27 protein-coding genes are annotated in these 22,405 nt (G+C 63.1%); 8 read left to right on the forward strand and 19 right to left on the reverse strand.

Going from position 1 to position 22,405, the window contains the following annotated elements; genetic code table 11:
- Nucleotides 1-10: 10 nt before the first annotated feature.
- From DCM80_RS07575 to DCM80_RS07595, 5 genes are all read right to left on the reverse strand, one after another.
- A complete protein-coding gene (locus DCM80_RS07575) occupies nt 11-775 on the reverse strand; it encodes an ABC transporter permease (RefSeq protein ID WP_257175713.1) in 765 nt (254 codons plus the stop codon).
- On the reverse strand, nt 775-1,560 hold the full coding sequence (locus tag DCM80_RS07580) for an ABC transporter permease (protein ID WP_257196411.1): 786 nt from the start codon (nt 1,558-1,560) through the stop codon (nt 775-777). Before DCM80_RS07580 ends, DCM80_RS07575 begins: the two co-directional genes overlap by 1 nt.
- Complete coding sequence (locus DCM80_RS07585) at nt 1,557-2,402, reverse strand: ABC transporter ATP-binding protein (protein ID WP_257197890.1); 846 nt, start codon at nt 2,400-2,402, stop codon at nt 1,557-1,559. Before DCM80_RS07585 ends, DCM80_RS07580 begins: the two co-directional genes overlap by 4 nt.
- 82 nt (nt 2,403-2,484) lie before the next feature.
- A complete protein-coding gene (ilvD, locus tag DCM80_RS07590) occupies nt 2,485-4,179 on the reverse strand; it encodes a dihydroxy-acid dehydratase (RefSeq protein WP_257196412.1) in 1,695 nt (564 codons plus the stop codon).
- Nucleotides 4,180-4,251: 72 nt separating this feature from the next.
- Entirely contained in the window at nt 4,252-5,235 is a 984-nt protein-coding gene (locus DCM80_RS07595; protein ID WP_257196413.1) for an ABC transporter substrate-binding protein, read from the reverse strand.
- A gap of 166 nt (nt 5,236-5,401) precedes the next feature.
- Here DCM80_RS07595 and DCM80_RS07600 point away from each other — a divergent pair, with 166 nt between their 5' ends.
- The gene (locus DCM80_RS07600; protein ID WP_257196414.1) at nt 5,402-6,310 is read left to right on the forward strand and encodes an NAD(P)-dependent oxidoreductase; all 909 of its coding nucleotides are present in this window, start codon (nt 5,402-5,404) and stop codon (nt 6,308-6,310) included.
- Nucleotides 6,311-6,341: 31 nt separating this feature from the next.
- Here the strand turns inward: DCM80_RS07600 and DCM80_RS07605 are convergent, their stop codons facing one another.
- The 6 genes from DCM80_RS07605 to DCM80_RS07630 form a co-directional block, all read right to left on the reverse strand.
- On the reverse strand, nt 6,342-6,899 hold the full coding sequence (locus DCM80_RS07605) for a flavin reductase family protein (RefSeq protein ID WP_257196415.1): 558 nt from the start codon (nt 6,897-6,899) through the stop codon (nt 6,342-6,344).
- Nucleotides 6,900-6,908: 9 nt separating this feature from the next.
- A complete protein-coding gene (locus DCM80_RS07610; protein WP_257196416.1) occupies nt 6,909-8,138 on the reverse strand; it encodes an acyl-CoA dehydrogenase family protein in 1,230 nt (409 codons plus the stop codon).
- 112 nt (nt 8,139-8,250) lie between these two features.
- Nucleotides 8,251-9,516, reverse strand: a complete 1,266-nt coding sequence (locus DCM80_RS07615; RefSeq protein WP_257196417.1) for a CaiB/BaiF CoA-transferase family protein — start codon at nt 9,514-9,516, stop codon at nt 8,251-8,253.
- Between the two features lie 243 nt (nt 9,517-9,759).
- Nucleotides 9,760-10,188, reverse strand: coding sequence for a GNAT family N-acetyltransferase (locus DCM80_RS07620; protein ID WP_257196418.1), 429 nt, complete (start codon nt 10,186-10,188; stop codon nt 9,760-9,762).
- 63 nt (nt 10,189-10,251) lie between these two features.
- Nucleotides 10,252-10,551, reverse strand: coding sequence for a hypothetical protein (locus tag DCM80_RS07625; RefSeq protein ID WP_028137680.1), 300 nt, complete (start codon nt 10,549-10,551; stop codon nt 10,252-10,254).
- The gene (locus DCM80_RS07630) at nt 10,548-10,784 is read right to left on the reverse strand and encodes a hypothetical protein (protein ID WP_373569390.1); all 237 of its coding nucleotides are present in this window, start codon (nt 10,782-10,784) and stop codon (nt 10,548-10,550) included. Before DCM80_RS07630 ends, DCM80_RS07625 begins: the two co-directional genes overlap by 4 nt.
- Nucleotides 10,785-11,206: 422 nt before the next feature.
- Between DCM80_RS07630 and DCM80_RS07635 the strand changes: the two genes are divergently transcribed.
- Nucleotides 11,207-12,169, forward strand: a complete 963-nt coding sequence (locus DCM80_RS07635) for a hypothetical protein (protein ID WP_257196419.1) — start codon at nt 11,207-11,209, stop codon at nt 12,167-12,169.
- A 100-nt stretch (nt 12,170-12,269) separates the two neighbouring features.
- Here the strand turns inward: DCM80_RS07635 and DCM80_RS07640 are convergent, their stop codons facing one another.
- Nucleotides 12,270-12,656 carry a hypothetical protein gene (locus DCM80_RS07640; protein WP_373569391.1) on the reverse strand — a complete coding sequence of 129 codons (387 nt, stop codon included), beginning with the start codon at nt 12,654-12,656 and terminating at the stop codon, nt 12,270-12,272.
- A gap of 448 nt (nt 12,657-13,104) precedes the next feature.
- Between DCM80_RS07640 and DCM80_RS07645 the strand changes: the two genes are divergently transcribed.
- From DCM80_RS07645 to DCM80_RS07655, 3 genes are all read left to right on the forward strand, one after another.
- Complete coding sequence (locus DCM80_RS07645; RefSeq protein ID WP_257196420.1) at nt 13,105-13,293, forward strand: hypothetical protein; 189 nt, start codon at nt 13,105-13,107, stop codon at nt 13,291-13,293.
- Nucleotides 13,294-13,351: 58 nt separating this feature from the next.
- Nucleotides 13,352-13,696: a response regulator gene (locus DCM80_RS07650; protein ID WP_257196421.1), complete on the forward strand. Its 345-nt coding sequence runs from the start codon at nt 13,352-13,354 to the stop codon at nt 13,694-13,696.
- A 237-nt stretch (nt 13,697-13,933) separates the two neighbouring features.
- Nucleotides 13,934-15,466 (forward strand): FAD-dependent monooxygenase, encoded by a 1,533-nt coding sequence (locus DCM80_RS07655; RefSeq protein WP_257196422.1) that lies wholly within the window; start codon nt 13,934-13,936, stop codon nt 15,464-15,466.
- Between the two features lie 149 nt (nt 15,467-15,615).
- Here DCM80_RS07655 and DCM80_RS07660 read toward each other — a convergent pair whose 3' ends face one another.
- From DCM80_RS07660 to DCM80_RS07675, 4 genes are all read right to left on the reverse strand, one after another.
- Entirely contained in the window at nt 15,616-17,253 is a 1,638-nt protein-coding gene (locus DCM80_RS07660; protein ID WP_257196423.1) for an AHH domain-containing protein, read from the reverse strand.
- A gap of 376 nt (nt 17,254-17,629) precedes the next feature.
- A complete protein-coding gene (locus DCM80_RS07665; RefSeq protein WP_257196424.1) occupies nt 17,630-18,262 on the reverse strand; it encodes a DUF1629 domain-containing protein in 633 nt (210 codons plus the stop codon).
- On the reverse strand, nt 18,259-18,462 hold the full coding sequence (locus DCM80_RS07670; RefSeq protein WP_257196425.1) for a hypothetical protein: 204 nt from the start codon (nt 18,460-18,462) through the stop codon (nt 18,259-18,261). Before DCM80_RS07670 ends, DCM80_RS07665 begins: the two co-directional genes overlap by 4 nt.
- Before the next feature lie 5 nt (nt 18,463-18,467).
- Nucleotides 18,468-19,202, reverse strand: coding sequence for a DUF4261 domain-containing protein (locus DCM80_RS07675; protein ID WP_257196426.1), 735 nt, complete (start codon nt 19,200-19,202; stop codon nt 18,468-18,470).
- 541 nt (nt 19,203-19,743) lie between these two features.
- On the opposite strand from DCM80_RS07675, the gene DCM80_RS07680 reads away from it, so the two are divergent.
- Complete coding sequence (locus tag DCM80_RS07680) at nt 19,744-19,944, forward strand: hypothetical protein (protein ID WP_257196427.1); 201 nt, start codon at nt 19,744-19,746, stop codon at nt 19,942-19,944.
- Nucleotides 19,941-20,168, forward strand: a complete 228-nt coding sequence (locus DCM80_RS07685) for a hypothetical protein (RefSeq protein WP_257196428.1) — start codon at nt 19,941-19,943, stop codon at nt 20,166-20,168. Before DCM80_RS07680 ends, DCM80_RS07685 begins: the two co-directional genes overlap by 4 nt.
- Here DCM80_RS07685 and DCM80_RS07690 read toward each other — a convergent pair.
- Together DCM80_RS07690 and DCM80_RS07695 are read right to left on the reverse strand one after the other, a co-directional pair.
- The gene (locus tag DCM80_RS07690) at nt 20,162-20,431 is read right to left on the reverse strand and encodes a hypothetical protein (RefSeq protein ID WP_257196429.1); all 270 of its coding nucleotides are present in this window, start codon (nt 20,429-20,431) and stop codon (nt 20,162-20,164) included. The two genes, DCM80_RS07685 and DCM80_RS07690, sit on opposite strands and share 7 nt — an antisense overlap.
- A 116-nt stretch (nt 20,432-20,547) precedes the next feature.
- Complete coding sequence (locus tag DCM80_RS07695) at nt 20,548-20,796, reverse strand: hypothetical protein (RefSeq protein WP_028137705.1); 249 nt, start codon at nt 20,794-20,796, stop codon at nt 20,548-20,550.
- A 348-nt stretch (nt 20,797-21,144) separates the two neighbouring features.
- Here DCM80_RS07695 and DCM80_RS07700 point away from each other — a divergent pair, with 348 nt between their 5' ends.
- Nucleotides 21,145-21,915 (forward strand): EAL domain-containing protein, encoded by a 771-nt coding sequence (locus DCM80_RS07700; protein ID WP_257196430.1) that lies wholly within the window; start codon nt 21,145-21,147, stop codon nt 21,913-21,915.
- A gap of 218 nt (nt 21,916-22,133) precedes the next feature.
- Here DCM80_RS07700 and DCM80_RS07705 read toward each other — a convergent pair whose 3' ends face one another.
- Nucleotides 22,134-22,361, reverse strand: a complete 228-nt coding sequence (locus DCM80_RS07705; RefSeq protein WP_008555679.1) for a hypothetical protein — start codon at nt 22,359-22,361, stop codon at nt 22,134-22,136.
- Nucleotides 22,362-22,405: the final 44 nt, after the last annotated feature.

Genomic DNA, 22,405 nt, shown 5'->3' on the forward strand with positions numbered 1-22,405 from the left:
TTCGTTCAGATCACGCTTCTGGAAAGCCGCGCAAGAGGTACGACCGCAGGGCTCCCAACAAGGCGTTCAGGATCAGCCCCAGCAGCGAGATCGTGATCAGTGGCACGAACATGTCGACAGCCTGGAAGGTTCGCGCCGCGGTCACGAGCGCGTGCCCCAATCCGTCCGTCGACGTGATCATCTCGGCCAGAAACACCACGATGCAGGAAATGACAAGTCCGATCCGGCATCCGGTCAGGATCGACGGCATCGCCGCCGGCAGCACCACTCTGAACAGAATCTGGATGCGCGGCGTTCCCGCCGCCATGGCCGACCAGATCAGCTTCTGCTCGACGGTCGACGCACCGTAATAGGTCGAGAGCAGAATGGGAAAGAGCGCGTCCGCGGCCACCAAGGTGACCTTCGATCCGTGGCCAAACCCGAGCAAGAGCAGGAGCGCCGGATAGAGCGCAACCTTGGGCAGCGGGGCCAGGACGCGGACAATGGGCCGGACCACGGCGTTGATCGCTGGACTTGCCGCAGCGGCAATGCCGATGCTGACGCCGAGCACGACCGCAATGGCGAACCCGGCAAACAGCCGGATCAGGGTCGCCGCGATCTCTTGCTGGAAGGTCCACGTCGCGAGCTGCTGGAGCAGCCGGCCGAAGACGAAGCCCGGGGGCGGCAGCAAGACCGCGGGTGCAAAGCCGAATGACACCAGCCCCTGCCACAGGGCGATGATCAGGGCGATCGGGGCAATGCCAAGAAGGACGTTTGCGGAAAGAAGGCGCGGCATCAGGAGAAACTCAGCGGCATGTCGAACTGAGGCTCGGACCAACGCACGAGCCTGGCACGAACCCTTTCGAAAATGGCATCGAGACAGATTCCCATGGCGCCCACGATGATGATCATCGCAAAGACGGTGTCGTACTGGCCCATGTCGAGCGCATTGAACAGGATGTTGCCGGCCCCTGACTGCCGCGCGATCATCTCGCTGGTGATCATCGTGATCAGCGCAAGCACTAGACCCGTGCGGCAGCCGGTCAGGATTTCCGGCAGCGCCGCGGGCAGTACGATCCGCACCAGGCGCTGTACGGATGAAAGTCCCATTGCGGCACCCGACCACAGCATCTTCTCTTCGACAGCCTTGGCGCCCTCGAAGCTGTGATAGATCACGGGAAGGCTGACGCCGAGGAAGATCACCAATGTCTTCGTGATGTCGCCAACGCCCAGCCACAGCATGATGATCGGCATCAAGGCGGCCTTCGGCACCGGATAAATCACCATCAGGAGCGGATTGAAAAAGGCGGCAACGCTCCGGCTGCGTCCCATCAACAGGCCCAGCGGAATCGAGATCAGCACCGCCACACAGAACCCGAGAGCCATGCGGCGAAGCGAAGCCAGGATGTTGAGGAGGGATTCCTTGTCGCCGAGAATGTCCGGAATCGCCCGGATCGCCTCGACCGCGGTCGGGAAGCTGTCGTTCTTGAGCACGATCGACGCAACCTGCCACACCGCGAGCAACCCGATACAGGCCAGAACCGGTGCGGCTCGTCTGATCAGGGCAGCCGGCGACATCATAGCGCAGTCCCGGCTTCGTCGCTTTCATCGAACATGCGCTCGATATCGACGACATACTTCTGATAGCGCGGGTCGAGCAACAGCTCGCTGCGACGGCGCGGCCGCGGTAGATCGATGTCGATGACCTCGCGGATGCGGCCGGGCGATTTCGACATCATGACGACTTTGTCGGAGAGGAAGACGGCCTCGTCAACTGAATGAGTGACGAACAGCACCGTCTTGCGATCGCGCTCCCAGATATTGAGAAGGTCGTTTTGCAAGCGCGTCCGCGTATGGGCGTCGAGCGCACCGAACGGTTCGTCCATCAGGAGAACTTCGGGATGGTAGGCCAGCGTCCGGGCCAGCGCCACGCGTTGCTTCATCCCACCCGACAACTCCTTGGGATAGAAGTTCTCGTAACCCTTGAGGCCGACCATCTCGAGCAAGGCCAGGCTCTGCGCTTCGGCCTCGCCAGTGCGTACACCTTGTTGGCGGGGGCCATACATCACGTTGCCGAGCACGGTCTTCCACGGAAACAGCGCAAATTCCTGGAACACCGGCCCGCGGTCCGGACCGGGGCCCGTGATCGCCTGTCCCTTCATCTTCGCCGCACCGCTGGTCGGGCTGACGAAGCCGCCGACGATATAAAGCAGTGTCGACTTGCCGCAGCCGGACGGACCCAGGATGGAGACGAAGGCTCTCTCCTCGATCGTCAGCGAGATGTCCGAGAGCGCCACATGATCCCTGCGCGCCGAGGTCTGAAAGACCTGCGAGACGCGATCAATCTCGATGATTGCCGAAGCCGGCTCTCGTGATGTCACCGGTCTCACCCATTCGCTCGGTCTCGCAGGCACCACCGTCATCCCGTCGCTCGCTTCACCGTAAGGCTCGGACTTAGCAAGAAGCCTGCCAGACAGGCGGGGGTCTTCGCACCCGTGCGATACGTCATTCGAACCACGGCCATTCTGCGGGGCCTTCATGCGTCACGGCTCCGCCCGGCGCCTGCCCAACCAGCCGCGCATACTTCGCAAGCGCCCCTGCACGATGGCGCGGCGGACGCTGCTTCCAATCGCGTCGTCGCGCGGCGATCTCACCCTCGTCGAGCAGGACATCCATCCGCCGGTTTGCGGCATCGATCCGGATCCTGTCACCGTCGCGAACCAGCGCCAACGGACCGCCGACAAATGCTTCCGGGGCCACGTAGCCGATGCACATGCCGCGGGTGGCGCCGGAGAACCGGCCGTCGGTGATCAGCGCCACCTTTTCGCCCATGCCCTGCCCGTAGATCAGCGCAGTGACGCCGAGCATCTCACGCATGCCGGGACCGCCGACCGGCCCCTCGTTGCGGATCACGAGAACCTCGCCCGCCGCGTAAGTGCGATCCCGAACCGCCTTGACGCAGGCCTCCTCATCCTCGAACACGCGCGCCACGCCTTCGAAGAACTGGCTCTTCAGGCCGGCAACCTTGATCACGGCGCCATCGGGGCAGAGATTTCCCTTCAGCACTGCCACGCCGCCGTCAGGCATGATCGGGGCACGAGACGCATAGACCACCTCTCCGTCCGGTGCGTTGGCCGCGCCGTATTCTTCAGCAAGCGTGCGGCCGGTGATGGTGATGCAGCTGCCATCGATGTGACCGCTCTGGATCAGCTCGCGGATCACGACCGCGGCGCCGCCGATATCATAGACATCCTTTGCGGTGTATTTGCCGCCGGGCCGCAGGTTTCCAATCAGCGGCGTCCTGGCAAAGATCTCGCCCACATCATCGATCGTGAATGCAATGCCGGCTTCGTTCGCAATCGCCGGCAGATGCAGCGCGGCGTTGGTCGAACCTCCCGTCGCCGCAACGATCGCCGCACCGTTCTCCAGGGCTTTCCGCGTCACGATGTCGCGCGGCAACGGTCCGCCACGGGCCAACATCTGCATGATCAGACGTCCGGCGCGCCGCGAGATCTGCGCGCGCTCGGCATAGATGCCGGGCACCATCGAGACGTTGGGAATGGTCAGCCCCATCGCCTCCGAGACCATGCCCATGGTGTTCGCGGTGAACTGGCCGGCGCATGCGCCGATGGTCGGCAGGCACGCACGCTCGATCCGCTCGAGCGTAGTGCCGTCGATCTCTCCGGTCATGAAGCTGCCGACAGCCTCATAGGAATCGAGCACGGTCAGCGTACGCCCCTCCACACGGCCCGGCAGCGAGCTGCCGCCATAGATGAAGATGGACGGCACGTTGCAGCGAACCATGCCCATCATGACGCCAGGAAGCGTCTTGTCGCATCCGCCGTATCCGATCAGCGCGTCGTAGGCCAGACCATGGACGACAGCCTCGATCGAGTCGGCGATCAGCTCACGCGAGAACAGCGAGAACTTCATGCCCTCGTGGTTCATACTGATGCCGTCGGACACCGACACGGTCGAGAATTCGCGCGGCGTGCCGCCGGCTTCCTCGATGCCGGTCTTGGCCGCAGCCACCTGGAAGTCGTGGGTCATGTTGCAGGGCGTCTGCTCGCCCTTCATGCTGACGACGCCTACCATCGGCTTCGCAATCGCTGCGTCGTCGAGCCCCATGGCGCGCATGAACGCGCGATGCGGGGCCCGATCGAGACCGTCTGTCGTCACTCGTGATCGCAACTTCTTCATACGTGCATCTTCATTGTGCGGCGTCCCGGATCCGGGACACCGCTGGATCCCTGTCCCGGATCGCTGGCCCGCCTATTCCAGCGGAGCGACGATGGTCGGATGCTTGAACTGCGTGACATCCAGCTTCGGCAGCATTCCGGTCTCGGCGTAGATATCCAGCATCTTCTGGATCGCGGGGAAGTTCGGTGCCGCGCCTGGATCACGGCCGAAATCGTTGTCCTTGAGCAGGTAGGTCTCGAGCACCGGAATGGGCGCCTTCAGCACTTCATTGACGACCTTGAGAGTCTCCTCGCGGTTTGCCAGCGCCTTCTTCATGCCTGAGGTAATGTCGCGAACATAGGCCTTGACCAGTTCGGGATTCTTGTCGACGAAATCGGCGCGGCAGGCTTCCAGGATATGCACGATGTTCGGCATGGCCTGCGAGAGCGAGAACAGCTTCCTCGTGCCGCCCTTTGCCTCCGCGCGCGCGGCAAACGGCTGGTTCATGTTGACCGCATCGACACGGCCTTGGCGCAGCGCGTCCTCGGAAACCGCGAAACCGACCTCGACCAGCTTGATATCCTTGGCTGGATCGACGCCATTCTGCTTCAGGAGCAGATTGAACGGACCCTGGGTCCCGCCGCCGATCACGGAAATGCCAACCGTCTTGCCCTTGAGATCGGCGATGGTCTTGATCGGCGAGTCATCCTTGACGGCCCAATAGACGGAGAACCCGCCGGGCTTCTCGAACACGTGCTGCGCCACGATGTAGGCCTTGAGATTGCCGCCGACCACGCCATTGGCAAGCGACAGCGGTGCCTGCGTCGCGCAGTCCAGCGCACCGGCTGCCAGGGCCTGCGTCATCGGCGCGGTGCCCTGGAATTGGGTCCATTCGATGTTGTAGGCCTTGCCGAGGTTGGGGAATTCGGCCTGGCGGCGCATCATCCAGTACTTGGATTCCTCGGCCGGGATCGTCCAGCCGACGCGGATCGTCTGTTGCGCCCATGACGGGCTTGCCCCCGCGCTCACGGCAGCCGCCGCCCCCAAAGCCAGGATCCACTTCGAAACGGTTCGCATCGTGCCCACTCCGCTGCTCCGGCGCCGAAGGGCGCCACCCAACCCGACCGCCTCAAATGTTTCATGGTTCAAACATTCAGGCAAGCCATGCGGGCCGGAGGGTTCTGCCGTCCGACGCGAAATGTATGATAGGCCGGCGTCGCGCTGCGACAGAAAGAGGCAACCTATGGCTGATGCGAGCAACGCAAACCCGCACGGCGCCGAGAGGCTTGGCTATCTCGGCCTCGGGCTGATGGGAACGCCGATGACCCGGCGCCTGCTCAAGGCCGGTTATCAGGTCACGGTCTGGAACCGGTCGGAGGGCAAGGCGGCTCCGCTCGTCGAAGCCGGTGCCAAGCGCGCAGTCACGCCTCGCGATCTCCTGGCGAACTCGGATATCGCCTTCATGTGCGTAACGGATGCAACGGCCGTCGAGGAGGTGATCTTCGGACCGGAGGGACTCGCCGCGGCGCCTGGTGCCGGCAAGCTCGTCGTCGATTTCTCATCGATACATCCCGATGCCGCGCGCCACCTGGCGACGCGATTGAAAGACGCTAATGGCGCCGGCTGGATCGATGCGCCGGTGTCTGGCGGGACCAAGGGCGCCGAAGAAGGCACGCTTGCGATCATGGCGGGCGGCGAAGCAGGCGACATCGAACGGGTCCGGCCCTACGTGCTGGCCATGGCGCGCCGGCTCACCCATATGGGCCCGGCAGGCGCCGGCCAGACCACCAAGCTCTGCAATCAGGTGATCGTCGGGTGCGCGATGGCCGTGCTGGCAGAAGCCACGCGTCTCGCCGTCAACGCCGGGATTGACGCCAATCGCCTGCCGGAAGCGCTCGCCGGCGGCTTCGCCGATTCCATTCCGCTTCAGCTGTTCGTGCCGCGGATGGTGCAAGGCATTCACTCGCCGCCCCTTGGTCACATCGCCACGATGCTCAAGGATCTCGATACGGTTGCCGATGTCGCACAGGCGACCTCGACGCCGGTGCCGATGGCCTCGCTTGCCGGACAACTCTTCAGGTTGGCCAAGGCCGCGCACGGCGCGGATGCGGACGCATTGGAGATCTACAAGCTTTCAGCCGCAAAGGGCTGAGCTGTCGCGCGCGAGATAAAGCCCACCAGGATCACTTCTTGCGCTCGTCGTCGGCGAGAAATCGGCCAAATGCCCCTCGCGCGAAGAGCAGCGGCTCGGTCGTGCTGTAGGTATAGGCCTCGACCGCGCCGAGAAAGATCACGTGGTCGCCGCCATAGTAGCGATTCACGGACCGGCATTGAAAGTTGGCGACGCTCTCGGCAAGCACGGGCGCCCCGCCGAGGCCCGGCGTCCAGTCCACGCCGGTGAACTTGTCGTCCGAGGATTTTGCGAATTTGTTCGCAAGAGCCTGCTGCGAAGCGCCGAGCACGTTGACGGTGAAATGGCTGGCGTTCTGGAAGATGGTCAGGCTCGAGGAATAGACGACGAGGCTCCACAGCACCAGCGGAGGATTCAGCGAGACCGAGGCGAACGAGTTGCACGTGAGGCCGTAAGGTTTGCCATCAGGCGCCGCGGCCGTGATGATCGTGACCCCCGTTGCATAGGTTCCGAGCGCGTTGCGAAAGTCGCGAGGATCGATCGACGAGTTGTCGCTCGCGAACTCGTTGGCGGGATCGGACACACGAGGCTGCTGCGGCTGATCATTCATCGGCCGGCCTCACAGCGTGAGATTTTCGGACGGCAGCCCTAGCGCCACACGTCCATAATTGGTTCCGGCCGCATCGAAGTTGAACGCGAGATGCGAGTTGATCGCGTGCGCATCGCGGAACTGCCGCTGCAACACGCCGCTCGTGAACAGGCCGCGCGCCCCGCTTGCAGCAAACAGCATCGAGACCGCGTCCGTGCACAGGTTCACGGAAAAGGATCCATCGCGCCGATATCGGGTCTTGGTCGCCATGTCGGCGATGTGACCGCGCCGCGCGTCCTCCATGGCCTCGAGGCATGCCGACCGCATGATCAGGCGTGCGGCGTCGATCTTCGCCGAGGCCTCCGCGATCTTGATCTGGGTGCTCTGAAAATCGCTCAGCTTGGCGCGGTTGTAGGTTGAAATGCGGTGACGTGCGACCTCGACGTAATCGTCGAGACACGCCTGCGCGTTCCCAAGCGCAACACCCGAGAGGACGTAGGGGAACAACGAGAACACAGGCAGCGCATACAGCGGATTCGGATTGACCCTGCTTCCCGGCGTCGGGCCGCCGGCGAGATCGCCGACAGCGACGGTCATATAGTCGGCCACGAAGGCGTCCCTGACCTCCACGTCGCAAGACCCGGTCCCGCGCAATCCCGCGACATTCCAGGTGTCCAGCACGTTGTAGTCGCCCTTGGGCAGCAGAAAGATGCGATACTCGATGCCGTCCGCCTCGTCGTCGGAGTACACCACGCTTGCCAGCATGTTCCATTCACACGAGGCAACGCCGGAGGAGAACGGCCAGCTGCCGCGTAGCTGGTATCCGCCCTGCACCCGCGTGGCACGTCCGGCGGGAAAAATGAACGAGGAAGCGATCAGCACGTCCGGATCACGGCCCCAGACCAGATCCTGCGCCTTCTGCTCGAACATGCCGAGCATCCAGTGATGGCTCGCCAGATTGGCGAGATTCCAGGCGACCGACGCATCCGCTTGCCCGAGCAGCTCGGCGCAATCGACGAGAGCGACATAGTCAAGCTCCGCGCCGCCAATCCGTGCCGGTTGCAGCATTCGGAACAGGCCGGCATCGTGGAGATCCCTTTCGGTTTCCGGCGGGAGATGCCGCAGCTCCTCTGTTCGCGCCGCCCGCTCGCGCAATCGCGGCACGAGCGCCCCAGCCTTAGCGATCATTTCCGCGTGGGCACGTCCGCCGGCTTCCGGGCCGGCGGGCTGATCCATGCTCGGCTTTCGACCAGGCGCCATTTGTGTCCCTCGCTTTCACACATTTATGCGGCCGCCCCATCGCCAAATCAAGCCATGCAGCTGGCACCGGCCCGCAAGCCGGAGCCTGGTGACATGGGGACCGATCCCGAGCCTAGCCCGTCGAGGTCCTGCTCGCGCCAAAGATTCCTTTCTGGGCAAATTCGGTGATCCGACGCTCGTCATAACCGAGAACATTGCGCAAGATGTCCTCGGTATGCTCGCCTAACAGTGGGGCGGCAACGGGATCGACTGTGCCGGTCAGGCTCATGGTAATCGGCGGCTCGATGTTGGGCACCCATTCCGCCGTCGGGTGCCGAATCCGGTTCAAGCGCTGGCGCTCGCGTGCCTCGGGCGCATTGAATCCCTCCTCGACCGTCCGGAGATAGCCGACCGGGATATTGGCCTGCTTCATCTTCGCCATCCAGTTCTCGAGCGTATCGCTGGCAAAGACCTCGGCGATGGCTGCGCGCAAGAGCTCCTTGTTCTCGGAACGGGCCTTGCGCGTGGCAAACTTGGGATCAGTGATGAGATCTGGCCGGTTCAGGACCTCGACCACGAGCCGGCGATAGAGCCGATCGTTGGCGCAAGCCATGTAAAGTGGCCCATCGGATGCCTCATAGACGCCGACGGTGGGCGACCCGCTGGGCGAATTGCCGAACCGGCCGGGATTTTCGCCGTTGATGAGATAGGCCATGCCGTAGAAGCCTGTCATTCCCATCGCGACGTCGAACAGAGCGACTTCGACACGTTGTCCGCGGCCGAGCCTGTCGCGCGCGAGCAGCGCCAGCAGGATGGCGTTACAGGCAGACATCCCCGTCGCCATGTCCACGATGGGCGGGCCGGTGCGAACCGCGGGGCCGTCGGCAAACCCATTGAGCGACATGAAGCCGCTCTCCGCCTGCGTGATGGGATCGAAACCGGGCCGCGAGGCGAATGGTCCGGAGCGGCCGTAGGCGGAGATCGAGCAATAGACCAGCCGTGGATTGAGCGGCGCGACCGACTCATAGTCGAGCCCGAACTTCTTCATGACCCCGCTCGAGAAGTTTTCCACGACGACATCCGCCTTGCGGATCAGATCCAGCGCGATCTCGCGGGCTTCCGGCACGGAAAGGTCGAGCGCAATGCCGCGCTTGTTGCGGTTCAGGCTGAGATAGGCGGCGCTCTCGCCGCCGATTTCGGCGTGCTCATAGGCGCGCGTGTCGTCGCCGCCGTCGGGATTCTCGATCTTGATGACCTGTGCGCCAAAATCGGCGAGCGTCTGCGTGCAGGCCGGTCCGGCGACGACACGCGTGAAATCGATGACCAGGAGACCATCGAGCGCGGTCAGCCCTGCCGTCGCCCGCGACGGCCGTTCCGGCAATTGAGGCTTGTTGGGCATGGATCGCGCTCCCTTACATCGGCTTGTGGCCGCCGAATTTCCTGCAACAGCAAACTTAAAGCCCGGCGCCGCCGGCTTCGCAAGTGCCTCGCTTGCTTTACCCCGAAACGCAGAAACGGCCCGGCAGCCGTCAAGCTGCCGGGCCGTTGAACATTTCCGGGTGCATGAAGGTCACGCGTGTCACGCAACCATTCCGGTTTGAGAAGGTCACGTTCCGCATCACGGGAAACCCGCGCGGATCGTTCAGCGCAGCCATTTTCGCCAATAGAGCGTATGCGACCAGGCCCAAGGCGCGTCGGGCTCGTAGAGCCGATAACCCGCACGGATGAAATTGTTGGCAGATACCGGATTGTCCGTCGTATCCGAGACGATGCTGTCCCATCCGAGGCGTCGCGCTCGCACTTCGACAGCCCGCATCAGCCTGAGTTGAAGTCCCCGTCCCCAGTGATGCCGCAAGACCCCGACCCGGCAGAAATACCCACTGTTCCGCGCATGCGTCGACGGCACGACGCCGGCGAAGGCGATTGCGTCGTCATCGTGGTAGGCGATCCACCATGCCCCCGACTCGAATTTCGGCACGGCCGCCCCATCGAAGAATGTCAACCGGTGCAAATCGCCGAGGGTCTCGGCAGTCTCGTCATCGTCCGCATCGACGATCCGAATTCTGTACATGGGATGGCCCTATTGGCAGGGATCGTCGCAACTGCGTGACCTGCGCGCCTTGGTGATCGAGGCTCACTTGCCCAGCGCGACCTTGACGCCGAGCCAGACCGCCCCCATCAAGCCGGTTGCGACCACCGTGATCACAGCCTTGAAGGTATAGCTCTGCGCCTGTTCCACGCTCTTTCGCCAGCGCCGCAGATGCTGGAAGTCGGCCCGAAGCTCTTTCCGGTCATCGTCTTCGATTCCGAAGGAGGCCAGGACTGATGCCACCGATTTCAACACGATGGCATCGACGCTCTCCTGCTGAACCCTTTGCTGCTCGGCCAGTGTCTGCGCGACAATCGCCCGAATCTCTTCGTCCTGAATCTTCACCGCTTGATGATCCTCGCAACGTTCTCGAAGCCGCGCTTGGCGAAGTAAAAGGAGACGACCAGGTTTGCCGTGATCGCGGCAAACCCGGCCAGGCCGTCCGTGGAGCCCAAACCGAGGACTTTGTCCCAGACCAGCAGCTTGCCCGAGCCGCGTCCGCCATACACGCCCTTGTAGCGCGCGGGTTTGAGCAGCGGCTCGAAGATCTTCGCCGTCGGAATTTTCAGGATCGACAATGGCTGCGCTCGCTCGCCCTAGGGCAGGCCGATGCGCCTGCGCCACATTGCAGACCAGTCTTCGTTGTTTGGGGACGTTGACTGTCTCTGGCCTAGATCAGGATCAGATTGATCCCCTGCTGGCCGTTTGGGCCGACGTTGTAATTTGCATCTACGCCCTGGTGTGGAGATGTACCCCGATCCCGTATCGCGTCATAGCGGCTGGTGGTATGGGGCTCGAAGCCACTGTTGGGGACAACATTCGTCGCAAGGCGTCCTGCCAGGACATTCCACTCTCCAATATTGCGAGGCATTGATTCTGAGCTGAAGAGCACGGCCGGACGGTACGGTCCCTTGCTCAACTTATGGGTGTTCAGTTATCCTGCGAAGCCGCAACACGCAGACGAATGTCCCACCATTGACTTTCGATGCAGGAGCAGTCCGTGAGCTTTGATAAGATGACCCGTTGCGCGCCGCTGCTGGCGCTGGTTGTCTTTCTCACGTTGGATACGAATGTGTCAGCTCTTGCTCAGGAAGCGATCGGGACCGCTATCGACAGATGGCGCCCCAAGGATGGCGTCTACGCCGAGCCGGGCAAGAATTTCCAGTCGTCCTGCGACGAACGCAACAACATGACGATCAATCTCCGAGGCAAATCAGTCTACGGCTACGAATGGGGCTGCAAGGTCAAGACAATTACTGATCTTTCGCCGGGCTCGGTGCAACTCGACATGATCTGCAATGACTACAACCTGGCGCAGAACCTCAACCCCCGCGATCCCAACTGGGAGAACAGGCAGTTCAAAGAGATTATGTTCGTCAAGCGGCTCGATGAGGCGACGATCTCCGTTCAGAAGAGCTTGAACGGGAGATTCAAGGATCCGCCCTGGCGCGAGGCCTACTGCCCTCTCAAGACGCAACGCGCGCTTGCCGAAGCCACACTCGCAGCCAAGTCTGAAGCCAAGCAGAAGGCCAAACAGGAACGAGCCCTCAAGGCGGCTCACCCGCGGGACGGCGTTTACGCGGTGGCCGGCTTCGATTTTGACGAGCGCTGCACGAAGTTCAACGACACGGTCGTCACGTTCTCCGGAAAGTCGATCGCGACGGCCTCGAATATCTGCCAGATCAGGAATACGCAGGTTCAGCTTCCCGACACCGTCAGGATCGACGCCGACTGCACATTGCAATCGGCTCCAGGCCCTGACGCCGTCAGAGTGCAGGACCCGGACACCATTCAGGACCGCAAGAACCTGATGTTCAAGAAGATCGACGACAAGACCGTCATCCTCTGGATCATCAAGGACGGACACTTCACCGGCGACGGCCGCAAGCTGTCCTACTGCAGCGACCAGGTGCAGCGCGCCTATGCCGGGCCACGCCGAACCAGCAAGCAGACCAGGAATTAGCCGAAGGCATCAAAACGAAAAACCCGCGCTGGACTGCATCCGCGCGGGCACCACCAACTTCTGTCGGTGATGCCATTCTGCCAGTGTTTTGCCCGACGGGTCAACGCTCGATCGATACGCGATTGCAGATCGGGATCTCCGCCGTCTCGAGCGTCGTGACGGCGTCACCGCCGCTCGAGCTCGCCGGATGCACGATGATGCGCTCGATCCGGTGGATCAATTCCAGCACGCCGTCCTGGCCGTTCTCGACGTGCTGTGCGGCCTTGCCCCAGCCGCGATCGAGGATGGCGTTGGCGGCCGATACGCGTGCCGCGGGCGTTGCATCCTCGCTGCGCATGACGCCGACCAGCACCCGGATGGCGGTTCTGGTGTGGCTGCGCGCGAGCGAGCGGATCTCCGTCAGGTTACGCGCGCGCGCCGTCCTCCCGCGCGCGGGCAACGGGACCGGTGCTGGCTCGAGCTCACCCTCGATGATGTCGTCGCTCACGAGAAAGTCTCCCACAGCACGATGGCAACGAGGCCTGCGACGGCCAGCGATATCAGGTAGGCGGTCATCATCTCTCCTCGATAAAATGCGCGGCAGATCGCGCCATGAGGCGCGATCGTTTCGGGCGCGAACCCTATCTCCGTGTCTTCCGGAGACCGCAGCGGCGCGGGCCATCGGCCCCAGCGCCGCAGGCCGGCGCGTTCGCGCGTGCACGGCCAGCAATGGTTCGGACGGCGGCGCGCCGATCGGCGCTCCAGGTTTGACGAGTGCGTGGCCGCAATGCGCCGCCGCCGTCCGATTGCGCAACCGAGACGAAAAAACCCGCGACGGATGATGTCCGCGCGGGTCGACCAAACTCGTCTCGATGATGTCATTCTGCCGGTGTTTTGCCCGACATGTCAAACGAACCAATGCGCCGCGCCGAAGTTGGTCGGTCGGGAGGACCGTCATGACCCAAAGGACAGATCGCAAGCCGCGCAGCGAGGCTAACCCGCGTCGCGACAAGGACCGCGCCCCGGACCATGCCGCCATCGAACAGCCCGGCGAGAGCGCCGACGGCGGCCGCGACCTCGCGCGCGGCGAAGGCGGCACGATCGATCTTCCGGCGAGGCCGGGCGATTTGTCGAAGGACGATTAGGCGGTCCGGAACTTACGCGACGACAGGCGCGTTGACGTCCTGGTTGGAGGGAACGTTGATGAGTCACACTGTCCTGGTTGTTGACGACGATCCCCCCGTGCTCGAGACCATCGTGGCCATGCTCGAGGATCTCGGCTGCGAGGTGATCAGCTCCAGGAGCGGCCCGGATGCACTCGAGCGGCTCCGGGAGAACCGCGATATTTCGGTCCTCATCACCGACATCAACATGCCCGGCATGGACGGTCATGAACTGGCCGAGCTGGCGCGGCGCCTCCGCCCCGAGCTGAAGATGCTGCAATTGTCGGGGCGCGAGCCCCGGCGCGGCGGCCTGCCGATGATCAGGAAGCCGTTCTCGTTCGAGGAGCTCGCCGACGTCCTGCAGCGAACCGCAGGCATTCACTGACCACAGGCCAATAAAAGAGGCCAATGAAAAACCCGCAGCGGATGGCGTCCGCGCGGGCTGAACTCAATTCTTTCGATGATGCCACTATGCCGGTGTTTTGCCCGACGTGTCAACGCGGCGGGCGCGGAAGAGAAGGCCCCTCCTCCCAGCTCAATATGTGGTGCGCGACGGGCTTGCTTCAAGTCCCCGATCCTGCCGTAGAACCCCCGACCCAACCAGACCATCGAGGGGGTCAACATGCCTGTCCTGCTTCCGACGTCCCGTTCACGCCGCAGCGCCCACGGCGCCGATGCTGCGACGGCAACGCCGAAAGACCATGCCGTCGTGATCGCCGGCGGCGGCCCGACCGGGCTGATGCTGGCCGCCGAGCTCGCGCTTGCCGATGTCGACGTTGCCGTGGTCGAGCCGCGCCGCGACCAGACGATCGTCGAGACGCGCGCCGGCGGCCTGCACGCCCGCACCATCGAGGTGCTCGATCAGCGCGGCGTCGCCGAGCGCTTGCTGCGCGAAGGCGAGATCCTCCAGCTCGCCGGCTTTGCCTGGACCCCGCTCGACATCAGCGATCTCCCCACACGGCATCCTTACGGGCTCAAGCTGCGGCAGGCCCGCATCGAGCGCATCCTGGCCGATTGGGCCGAGGAGCTCGGCGTCCGCTTCTATCGCAATCGCGAGGTCACCGGCTTTGCGGAAGACGAGACCAGCATCGCCGTGACGCTGTCCGGCGGCGCGCGCCTGCACGCAAAATCTCTGGTCGGCTGCGACGGCGGCCGCAGCCTGGTGCGCAAGGCGGCCGGCATCGATTTCCCCGGTACTTCAGCGACGCTCGTTAACCTGATGGCCGAGGTCGAGATGCGCGAGCCGCCGCAGTTCGGGCTGCGCCACGATGCGCTCGGCTTTCACGGCCTCAGCAGGACCGAGAGCGGCCGCGTCCTGGTCGTGGTGACGGAAGCAACGCTCGCGGCGACCGGCCAGCCGGCCTTGCGCGATCTCAGCGAGGCGCTCGTTGCCGTCCACGGCACCGACTTCGGGGTGCATAGCCCGGCGTGGATCTCCCGCTTCACCGATGCGGCGCGGCAGGCCGCCTGCTATCGCAAGGGCCGCGTGCTGCTCGCCGGCGATGCCGCCCATATCCATCATTCCGTCGGCGGACAGGGCCTCAATTTGGGTGTGCAGGACGCCGTCAATCTCGGCTGGAAGCTGGCGCAGGTGGTCAAGGGCCTCGCGCCGGACAGCCTGCTCGACAGCTACCACGCCGAGCGCCATCCGGTGGCCGCGCGCGTGCTGAAGACCACCAGGGCGCAGATCGCCCTGCTCCGCCGCGGCGACGACGGCCGCAAGGCCGCGCGCGAGGCGATCGCCGAGCTGCTCGCCATGGACGAGCCGCGCCGGCGCTTCGGCGCGATGATGAGCGGGCTCGACGTCGCCTACGATCTCGGCGAAGGCCATGAGCTGCTCGGCCGGCGCATGCCCGATCTCGACCTCGCGGTCGAAGGACGGACGCTGAACCTGTTCACGCTGCTGCACCGCGCGCGCGGTGTGCTGCTCAACTTCGGCAAGGAAGGCGGCATTGACGTGGCGCCGTGGCGAGACCGCATCGATGTCGTCGACGCCGGTTATGACGGGCCGTGGGAGCTTCCGGTGATCGGTCGGGTCACCGCGCCGGGCGCGGTGCTGGTGCGGCCCGACGGGCACGTGGCATGGGTGGGAGACGGGAGCCAGCACGGATTGGAGGAGGCCCTGACGCGGTGGTTCGGGCCGGTTGCTGCGTAGAACACGGAACGTCACAGCTCTTCGTATATGAAAGCCCGCGGTATACCGCGGGCCTTGATCCGAACTCTTCCGATGACGCCATTTGCCGGTGTTTTGCCCGACGTGTCAAACGATCGAACTGGCTCGGCGTCGACCACTCCGTACGCTCCTCACTGCGGTGGAAGCAACGGACGTATCCAGCGCGAGAACCACTCCCCGGCGTCGGTATCAGAATTGTCTGGATTCTCTACGCCAAAGATCGGAGGTGGAACGAAATAGCTCGGCTCGTCGGCGAAGAAACCGATCGGCTTGCTGGGCTGCGATCGCCCGCTTCCAGCGATCGGCACTGTCCAATTGCCGAACCGCTCGTTGAACTCCGTGGAAGGCAGATATGGGACCGGCGCACTGCCGGACGTGAACACGCTGCCCGCATTGGACTCGTTGGTCCGCGTGAGGCGCCGAACGTTTTCGGGCGCCACTGTTCCGTGTGGAGGAGTGTCCGGCACGTTGTCTACGTTCTCGGCAGGCACGGAGCCGTCTGGCGTGTTGGCCCAGTTGCCAAAGCGATCCGCAAAGGCGCTTACAATAGTCTTCGGATCGATCGACGACGTTGCACCCGGCTGCGGCCCGAAGGTCGATGATGCCGAAGAGCCGCGGCTGCTAGCCCCGTCGTCGACGCGAAAACCGTTGTCGATAGTGTCGTGCGCAGGCGCTTCTGTCGAGAACACACCTCCACTAGGCGCAGTAGCGCCCTCCGTCGTGCCCGGACTGCTAACCTCTGCGTTCGCAGCGCGCGCAACCGCCAAAATACCTCCAACGCCGAGCAGCCAGGAGAGCAAGGAGGGAGCCGCTAGCACGGCGGCGCCACCGGCCAACCAAGGAAGAAGATCACGCTCCGGAGATGCGCCTCCAGCCAACGGATTCTCGTAGTATGGATTCGTAACGCCGGAGTGCGGATCGGATTGCAGCACCAGCGGGTCTGATGGAGCGGCCGTTGTCGGAGGCAATCGACCGATCTGCTGTTCATTGGGATCTAGCTGGGGGAAAGGAGGCAGCGCGCGTATGAAGCGGGGATCACTTCGCGCGAACCCTTCCTGTTCGTTCAAACCAGCCAGCGAAGGTGAATTGTAGCCGGACAGCGGCGGAAAGTCGCTCGGGTTCACTGGCGCGACACCCGGAATGTGCCGAATGTACGAGGAAGGGTCGAACACTTCGAACTTGGACCAATTCGTTCCGCGCAGGTCGCGATTACCAGCCGTCACGTTGACATCGCGATTGCGAGCAATTGCCTCGTCTATGAGTTTCTGCCGCTCCGGATGATCCAGATAGAGCAACCATTTGATCAGATGATCCTGACCGGCGCCCGCTCCCCTTCGCTCGATATCTCCGATGGTTCGCAATAGATCGGGGTACTGATCGCGGTAAGCCTTGGGGTGCGTCACAATTTTCTCGATCCACTCGACGACGTCTTCTCGTGTTTTATCGATAGGCACATTGGGGTAGAGATGGCCATTGAGGAAGCCGACGCGCATAGCATCGATCAGTGTCTTAATCTCCGCTAGTCGCTCCTCTGGACTTTCGATCTTTGCAATCTGATCAAGCCTTTTACAAACGAAGCTTTTGTATGGTCCGACATGCCCGCCGGGATGGGGCGAAACATTCAACTTTGCAGCGAGCTCTCGATTTGCTGGCAGATAGATTCGGTTTGCGGAGGAGTCGATATCGAACGTCTGCTTGTCAATGCCGCGAAACGCGCGGTGATCTCTACAGCTCTCTGGAATAATATGATGGTCGGAAAAAATTGACATGCACCCTCACAAAAGGGACTTCATTGAGTATGGGGGGTGGCAAATTGGATGAATGAGCGCGCAAGCGCGGGCCCGACGGGAGGCCCGCGAGCTCATCGACAGGACTGCAGTATTTTCTGAAGTGCTATGGCACGCGGCGCAGTCGACCCGACCGAACGCAGGCAACGGCCTCAAGGCGCGAGTTTGTTGGATTCTCTTAGATCAAGAAGAAATATCGCGCCGACGTCGCTATCCGCTTGCGGGACGCCAGCCTTGTTGCCAGCAGAATATGCCTGCTTGCACGGTTCATCGCCGAAGCGAAACGGCCCCTCGCATGTGTCTCAGGAAAGCACGCTCTCGGCGAGAGAAAGGACTTCATTCCTCGGGACGGAGAGAGTCAAATTTCGCCTTTCGAAGTGTCGGCAAAGTGGATTTTCTTCAACCCCGCCGACTTGCAAGCGTCCTTGAACTCCTGGTCGCATATGACTGTCGCCTCTTTGTAGGCCATGCGGAAGATGTGCGCCGTGCCGATCACGTCTTCTCTGAAGACCAGCTTGTATCCGAGAGGGAATTCGTAATATTTCATGCCATGGTCCATGTAGCGGATATCGTCCCGAATTCCGATCCGCAAATGCGATTGCGCTTCGTCCACCGCATCGAGGACACGAACAACATCGCAGATCCAATAGTCCGGCCCATGATAGCTACCTTTCGGTAGTCGCACGTCGCATCGCACAAAAACGAAGGCCTCCGGATCCATCCTCTCGAAGACAGCCTTGGTTCGATCCGAAACGAGCCACCACCCCCAGCAGAGCTCCAGATCGCCGGGCGGACGGCCGTCCGATTTATCGAACATGTAAGGCACAGGCGGCGTAGAAGCCGGCAATCGAGATACTTTGTAGGGAGGAAGGACGCTTTCGTCCGCGATCCAAAAGCCGGGCCGGCCGCTGAGATTGTACCTTATCCGGTGGAAGCGGCGCTTGCGTGCTCTCGGTCGCTTCGGCACAGAATTCTCTTTTTCGTCAGTCACGACTGCATCTCACTGAACATCGTACCCGCGACACACGCGGTGAAGAGCGCGATCGGTCGCACAACAATAAAGCCCGCGGCTTCCCGCGAGCTTGATCGGCTTTTTTCGATGATGGCATTCTGCCGGTGTTTTGCCCGACGTGTCAAACGATCGATCTCGAGCAATGAATCCGGCGGCAAGTACCGATGGTAGTCGCTCATCGCGATCACTGCGCGACCTCATCAACACAGTAAAACACCGGCATGCCGCCAAACGCATCGGACTCCTTGTGACGCACCCGGATCCGCTCGCTCGCGCTTGCCCCGATCGTGTCGCCGTCCTTCACCACGCTACCATGCTCGATCAGATACACGGCAAGGCCCGCCACCTTGTCGAACAGCGCCGAAAGCGTGAGCCTGGCGGTGACGAACTCGATCTCTCGATCGACGAAGGCGGACAGTCCCACCGTGACCGCGCCGATCCTGGCGCCTGACCGGAACGGAAGAATGTCGACCCAGAGCCTGAAGGGATAGTCCGGAAACGCAGCGAACGCATCGCGCGACATCTCGAGCCAGAGATCGGCGGGCCGCGCCACCCGGCCGGCCCACACCACGCCGCAAGCTTCCGGCATGGTCGCGATCAAAGCGCCGATGAGTGCGGTGGTGCCGCGCGCGGCGACCAGCGGCTGCTCGCTCTTTCCGAGCATCGATACGATGACATGACCCCGATGCCGGGCCGCCACCGCCTTGCTCTCCGGCCATGTGGTGGCGGCCCGCGCCCACAGTCCCTGGTCGTGCGGCACGGACGCCGGCATCGACATCACCGCAACGAGCTCGCGGCCACAGCGAATGAGCGGCGAATTGGCCTGGGTCTGCTGCGAAGGTCCGTCCCCGATCGCCTCACTTGCCAAATCCGGATGCCGGGCGTGAAGGACGTTGGCGACCGCTGACATGTCCGGCATCGCCGGTTCGTCCAATAAGACAAAAGCGAGAAGCGAGCTACTCATCGACTACCCCGCGGAAAAAATCAGGCCAACACCGATGCGTCGGCGTTCGCCCACAGGTTGAAATGATGATTGACTAGAACAAAAAGAGAACGATGTCAATCGACGTTTTTGGAGGAGCCGAGGAGGATCCCGCCGCGCAGGAGACGGCTCGTGGTGCGCGCCGCCCCCGCGCGGGCGCGGGCGCTGCCGCATCCTTCAGCCCGCACCGCCGCCCTTCTGCCTTTGTTTGCGTTCGGCAAAGTCGGCCGGCGGCTCGCGGCATGCGCGCACGCGCCAGCGAAAATGAGCTCGCGCAAAGCCTCGCACTCAAATTGAGTAAGCCGCTCAACAGGCTCAGCTTGTGCTTCGAAATTTAATCTGGAGACGCATCAAAAGATACAGACTCACCCATGCAGCAGGCGTAGCCTCCAGTCATCACCGCAAGGCCCGTGGCACGAGATCGGTGATGAGAACGCCGGTTCGCGCTCCCGCCCTCCTCGAACAAGGGACATGCGCCATGCTGACGCGTCGCCGTTTCAAACAAACGAGAACACTGACCGAACGTCTCGCGGACGAAGCCACGCGCTGCCGCGACGAAGCCCGCGCGCTCGCGCCGGGACGCCGCCGCGAGATGCTGCTCCGCCGGGCGCGGCAGGACGAGACCGCCATGCAGATCGAGGCCTGGTTGCGCTCGCCCGGCCTGAGGGCGCCGACATGAGCCAGCAATATCGCGCTTATCTCGTCGGCGAGAACGGCGTCTTCCGCTCGGCGGAGGCCTTCGAGGCCTCGTCCGACGAGACCGCCCTCGCCTTCGCGCGGCAGTTCACGCGGCACGGCAAGGTCGAGGTCTGGCAGCTGGGCCGCAAGATCGCCGTGCTCGAGTCCGGGCAATCCTGGCCGCCACCGCCGCAGCCATCGCGGCCGACGCTGACGCGTCAATGATCGCCGGATGGCGTTCGTGCGTTGAACGTCTCGATCGCGAAGCTGAATGTCACCTGCATGACAGGCCCGCCGGCGTCGCGAACGTCGATCGCCATCCTCCGCCGTCCGCCGGTCGCCGCTGCGGAAATGATGGCGTCGCGCGCCATGTCGCCGACCGACTTGGCGGCCTCGGCCTGGACCGCGCGCATGTTGGACAATTCCAGCCCCTCTTCGTCGAGCGCGACTCCGTGCTCGTCGGTCAAGTCAAAGTAGTATCGCGCCATGTGCGTATTCCTTTGTCCCTAAGAGGCCCGGGAGGGGACAAAGGTTGCAAGCCCATCGAAAATCTATTGAAGCCAAGGGGGTCCGGGAACTGGCTGCGCCTCCCTGGCACAGTCCCCTACTCTTCCGCGAGCTTGCGCTCGATATAGGCGTCCACCGTCTCGGCGAACGAGCGCTGCACGCCGACCGCCACATCGTGCTGGTCGAGTGCGTCGCGCTGGAGCACGCGCAGGCCCCGTCCGCGGCAGCTCACCGGCGCCGTGTTCAGATATTGATCGATGGCGCCCTTGGCGAGCGGGATGGCCTTGGGATCGCCCCTGGCGATCAGGAGCCGGAGCAGGCTCTGGCATTCGGCCAAACCGGGCATGGGTTTGCTCTCACCTCTGCTGCGATTTCGGCTTCGGCCGCCGCACCGGCTGGGTGTGGGTGCCGAACAGCGCCAGCAGGAACGCGACTTCTTCCTTTGAACCGATCTGGATCATGATGATCTCCTTTTCGCTTCGTTGGTCGGGGCCCGGGCGCACGGAGTTCAGGACAATCGGGTTTCAGCATTGTTTCAGGCGTGTTTCGTCCGATCGTGACGCTGATGGCCCGCCTGCTTGCGTTCACAAATGAACCTAGCAACGCCCTCTGGGAGCCCTGCCCGCGCTTCTCTGTTCCTTAACGGGTGCGCCATAACGTCCGCGCAGGTGAAGAACTGCAGGAGACTTGCAAGATGGGCGTGACGTGCGCCGGATGCGCTGACGGGACGGAGTTGCCGTTCGAATTCAAGATGGCATTCCAGCCGATCGTCGACGTCGCCGAGAACAGGATCTGGGGCTATGAGGCGCTGGTGCGTGGCCCCAGCGGCGAGAGCGCGCATAGCGTGCTCAGCCAGCTCACCGACCAGCAGATTTATCGCTTCGACCAGGCCGCCCGGGTGATGGCGATCGAAACCGCCGGCCGGCTGTTTGTGGATCCGCGCGCGCGGCTCTCGATCAACTTCATGCCGAACGCCGTGTACGAGCCGCGCGCCTGCATCCGGAAATCGCTGGAAGCGGCACGCCGCGTGAATTTTCCCGCCTCCAATCTGATGTTCGAGTTCACCGAGAACGAGCGGATGAGCGATCCGGCGCATGTCGAGAACATCGTGCGCACCTACAAGGCGCTCGGCTTCTGGACGGCGCTGGATGATTTCGGCGCCGGCTATGCCGGCCTCGGCCTGCTCGCCCGGCTGCAGCCGAACCTGATCAAGATCGACATGGAGCTGCTGCGCGACATCCATCTCAGCCGGCCCAAGCAGGTGATCGTCTCGGGCCTGGCGCAAATCGCGCGCGAGCTCGACATCACGGTCCTGGCCGAGGGCGTCGAGAACGAGGCCGAGCTCATCACCTTGCGCGCCGCCGGCATCGCACTGTTTCAAGGCTATTATTTCGCCAGGCCCGCCCTGATGTCGCTGCCGGCGGTGCGGGGATTCGAACGGATCGACGTCTCGCTCGCGGGGTGAGGCAGTTTCCGCCGGAGCCGCTCATCAGTCAAAAGCCCGCGCGGATCGCTCCACGCGGGCTTTCGTTCGCCGCTTGTGCGGCCTGCTCGAAGGCGCGGCGCCGAGGAGCCTCCGCGCCGGTTGTCGTCAATGCATGTGGCCAATCAGGTAAATGCCGCCACCCAGGACGATCACGGCCGGAACGGCCCAAAGCAGAAGTACTGGCATCGCTTCTCTCCTCAGTTCGAGGTGCAGACCTTGACGGTCTTCATGCCGGCCTCGGCTTCAGACCTGGTCTTGTAGACGGTGTCGCCGCTGACGACCGTCGTTTCGGTGGTGGTCGGCTTCGCCTCGGTGATCGTGCACTTCTTGGTCTTGACGTCCTGCACCACGTAGAACGACTGCGCGAACGCAGGCGCGGCAAACGAGGTCAGCACGGCGGCGGCAATGATGGTCTTGATGTTCATGGTGTCCTCCTCCAGCGGTCCGGTGATCGGACCTGTTTCCTTCA

The sequence above is a fragment of the Bradyrhizobium sp. WBOS08 genome (assembly GCF_024585125.1).
In the GTDB taxonomy this organism is placed as follows: Bacteria; Pseudomonadota; Alphaproteobacteria; order Rhizobiales; family Xanthobacteraceae; genus Bradyrhizobium; species Bradyrhizobium japonicum_B.

Excerpts from the sequence above, each read along its gene's own strand:
- DCM80_RS07695 (WP_028137705.1), bottom strand. The coding sequence starts at position 20,796 with ATGCCCGGTTTGGCCGAATGCCAGAGCCTGCTCCGGCTCCTGATCGCC.
- DCM80_RS07685 (WP_257196428.1), top strand. The coding sequence starts at position 19,941 with ATGAGCCAGCAATATCGCGCTTATCTCGTCGGCGAGAACGGCGTCTTC.
- DCM80_RS07580 (WP_257196411.1), bottom strand. The coding sequence starts at position 1,560 with ATGATGTCGCCGGCTGCCCTGATCAGACGAGCCGCACCGGTTCTGGCC.
- DCM80_RS07575 (WP_257175713.1), bottom strand. The coding sequence starts at position 775 with ATGCCGCGCCTTCTTTCCGCAAACGTCCTTCTTGGCATTGCCCCGATC.
- ilvD (WP_257196412.1), bottom strand. The coding sequence starts at position 4,179 with ATGAAGAAGTTGCGATCACGAGTGACGACAGACGGTCTCGATCGGGCC.
- DCM80_RS07595 (WP_257196413.1), bottom strand. The coding sequence starts at position 5,235 with ATGCGAACCGTTTCGAAGTGGATCCTGGCTTTGGGGGCGGCGGCTGCC.
- DCM80_RS07645 (WP_257196420.1), top strand. The coding sequence starts at position 13,105 with ATGACCCAAAGGACAGATCGCAAGCCGCGCAGCGAGGCTAACCCGCGT.
- DCM80_RS07680 (WP_257196427.1), top strand. The coding sequence starts at position 19,744 with ATGCTGACGCGTCGCCGTTTCAAACAAACGAGAACACTGACCGAACGT.
- DCM80_RS07605 (WP_257196415.1), bottom strand. The coding sequence starts at position 6,899 with ATGAATGATCAGCCGCAGCAGCCTCGTGTGTCCGATCCCGCCAACGAG.
- DCM80_RS07670 (WP_257196425.1), bottom strand. The coding sequence starts at position 18,462 with ATGAGCGACTACCATCGGTACTTGCCGCCGGATTCATTGCTCGAGATC.
- DCM80_RS07705 (WP_008555679.1), bottom strand. The coding sequence starts at position 22,361 with ATGAACATCAAGACCATCATTGCCGCCGCCGTGCTGACCTCGTTTGCC.
- DCM80_RS07675 (WP_257196426.1), bottom strand. The coding sequence starts at position 19,202 with ATGCCGGACATGTCAGCGGTCGCCAACGTCCTTCACGCCCGGCATCCG.
- DCM80_RS07650 (WP_257196421.1), top strand. The coding sequence starts at position 13,352 with ATGAGTCACACTGTCCTGGTTGTTGACGACGATCCCCCCGTGCTCGAG.
- DCM80_RS07600 (WP_257196414.1), top strand. The coding sequence starts at position 5,402 with ATGGCTGATGCGAGCAACGCAAACCCGCACGGCGCCGAGAGGCTTGGC.
- DCM80_RS07610 (WP_257196416.1), bottom strand. The coding sequence starts at position 8,138 with ATGGCGCCTGGTCGAAAGCCGAGCATGGATCAGCCCGCCGGCCCGGAA.
- DCM80_RS07690 (WP_257196429.1), bottom strand. The coding sequence starts at position 20,431 with ATGGCGCGATACTACTTTGACTTGACCGACGAGCACGGAGTCGCGCTC.
- DCM80_RS07585 (WP_257197890.1), bottom strand. The coding sequence starts at position 2,402 with ATGACGGTGGTGCCTGCGAGACCGAGCGAATGGGTGAGACCGGTGACA.
- DCM80_RS07615 (WP_257196417.1), bottom strand. The coding sequence starts at position 9,516 with ATGCCCAACAAGCCTCAATTGCCGGAACGGCCGTCGCGGGCGACGGCA.
- DCM80_RS07660 (WP_257196423.1), bottom strand. The coding sequence starts at position 17,253 with ATGTCAATTTTTTCCGACCATCATATTATTCCAGAGAGCTGTAGAGAT.
- DCM80_RS07700 (WP_257196430.1), top strand. The coding sequence starts at position 21,145 with ATGGGCGTGACGTGCGCCGGATGCGCTGACGGGACGGAGTTGCCGTTC.
- DCM80_RS07620 (WP_257196418.1), bottom strand. The coding sequence starts at position 10,188 with ATGTACAGAATTCGGATCGTCGATGCGGACGATGACGAGACTGCCGAG.
- DCM80_RS07655 (WP_257196422.1), top strand. The coding sequence starts at position 13,934 with ATGCCTGTCCTGCTTCCGACGTCCCGTTCACGCCGCAGCGCCCACGGC.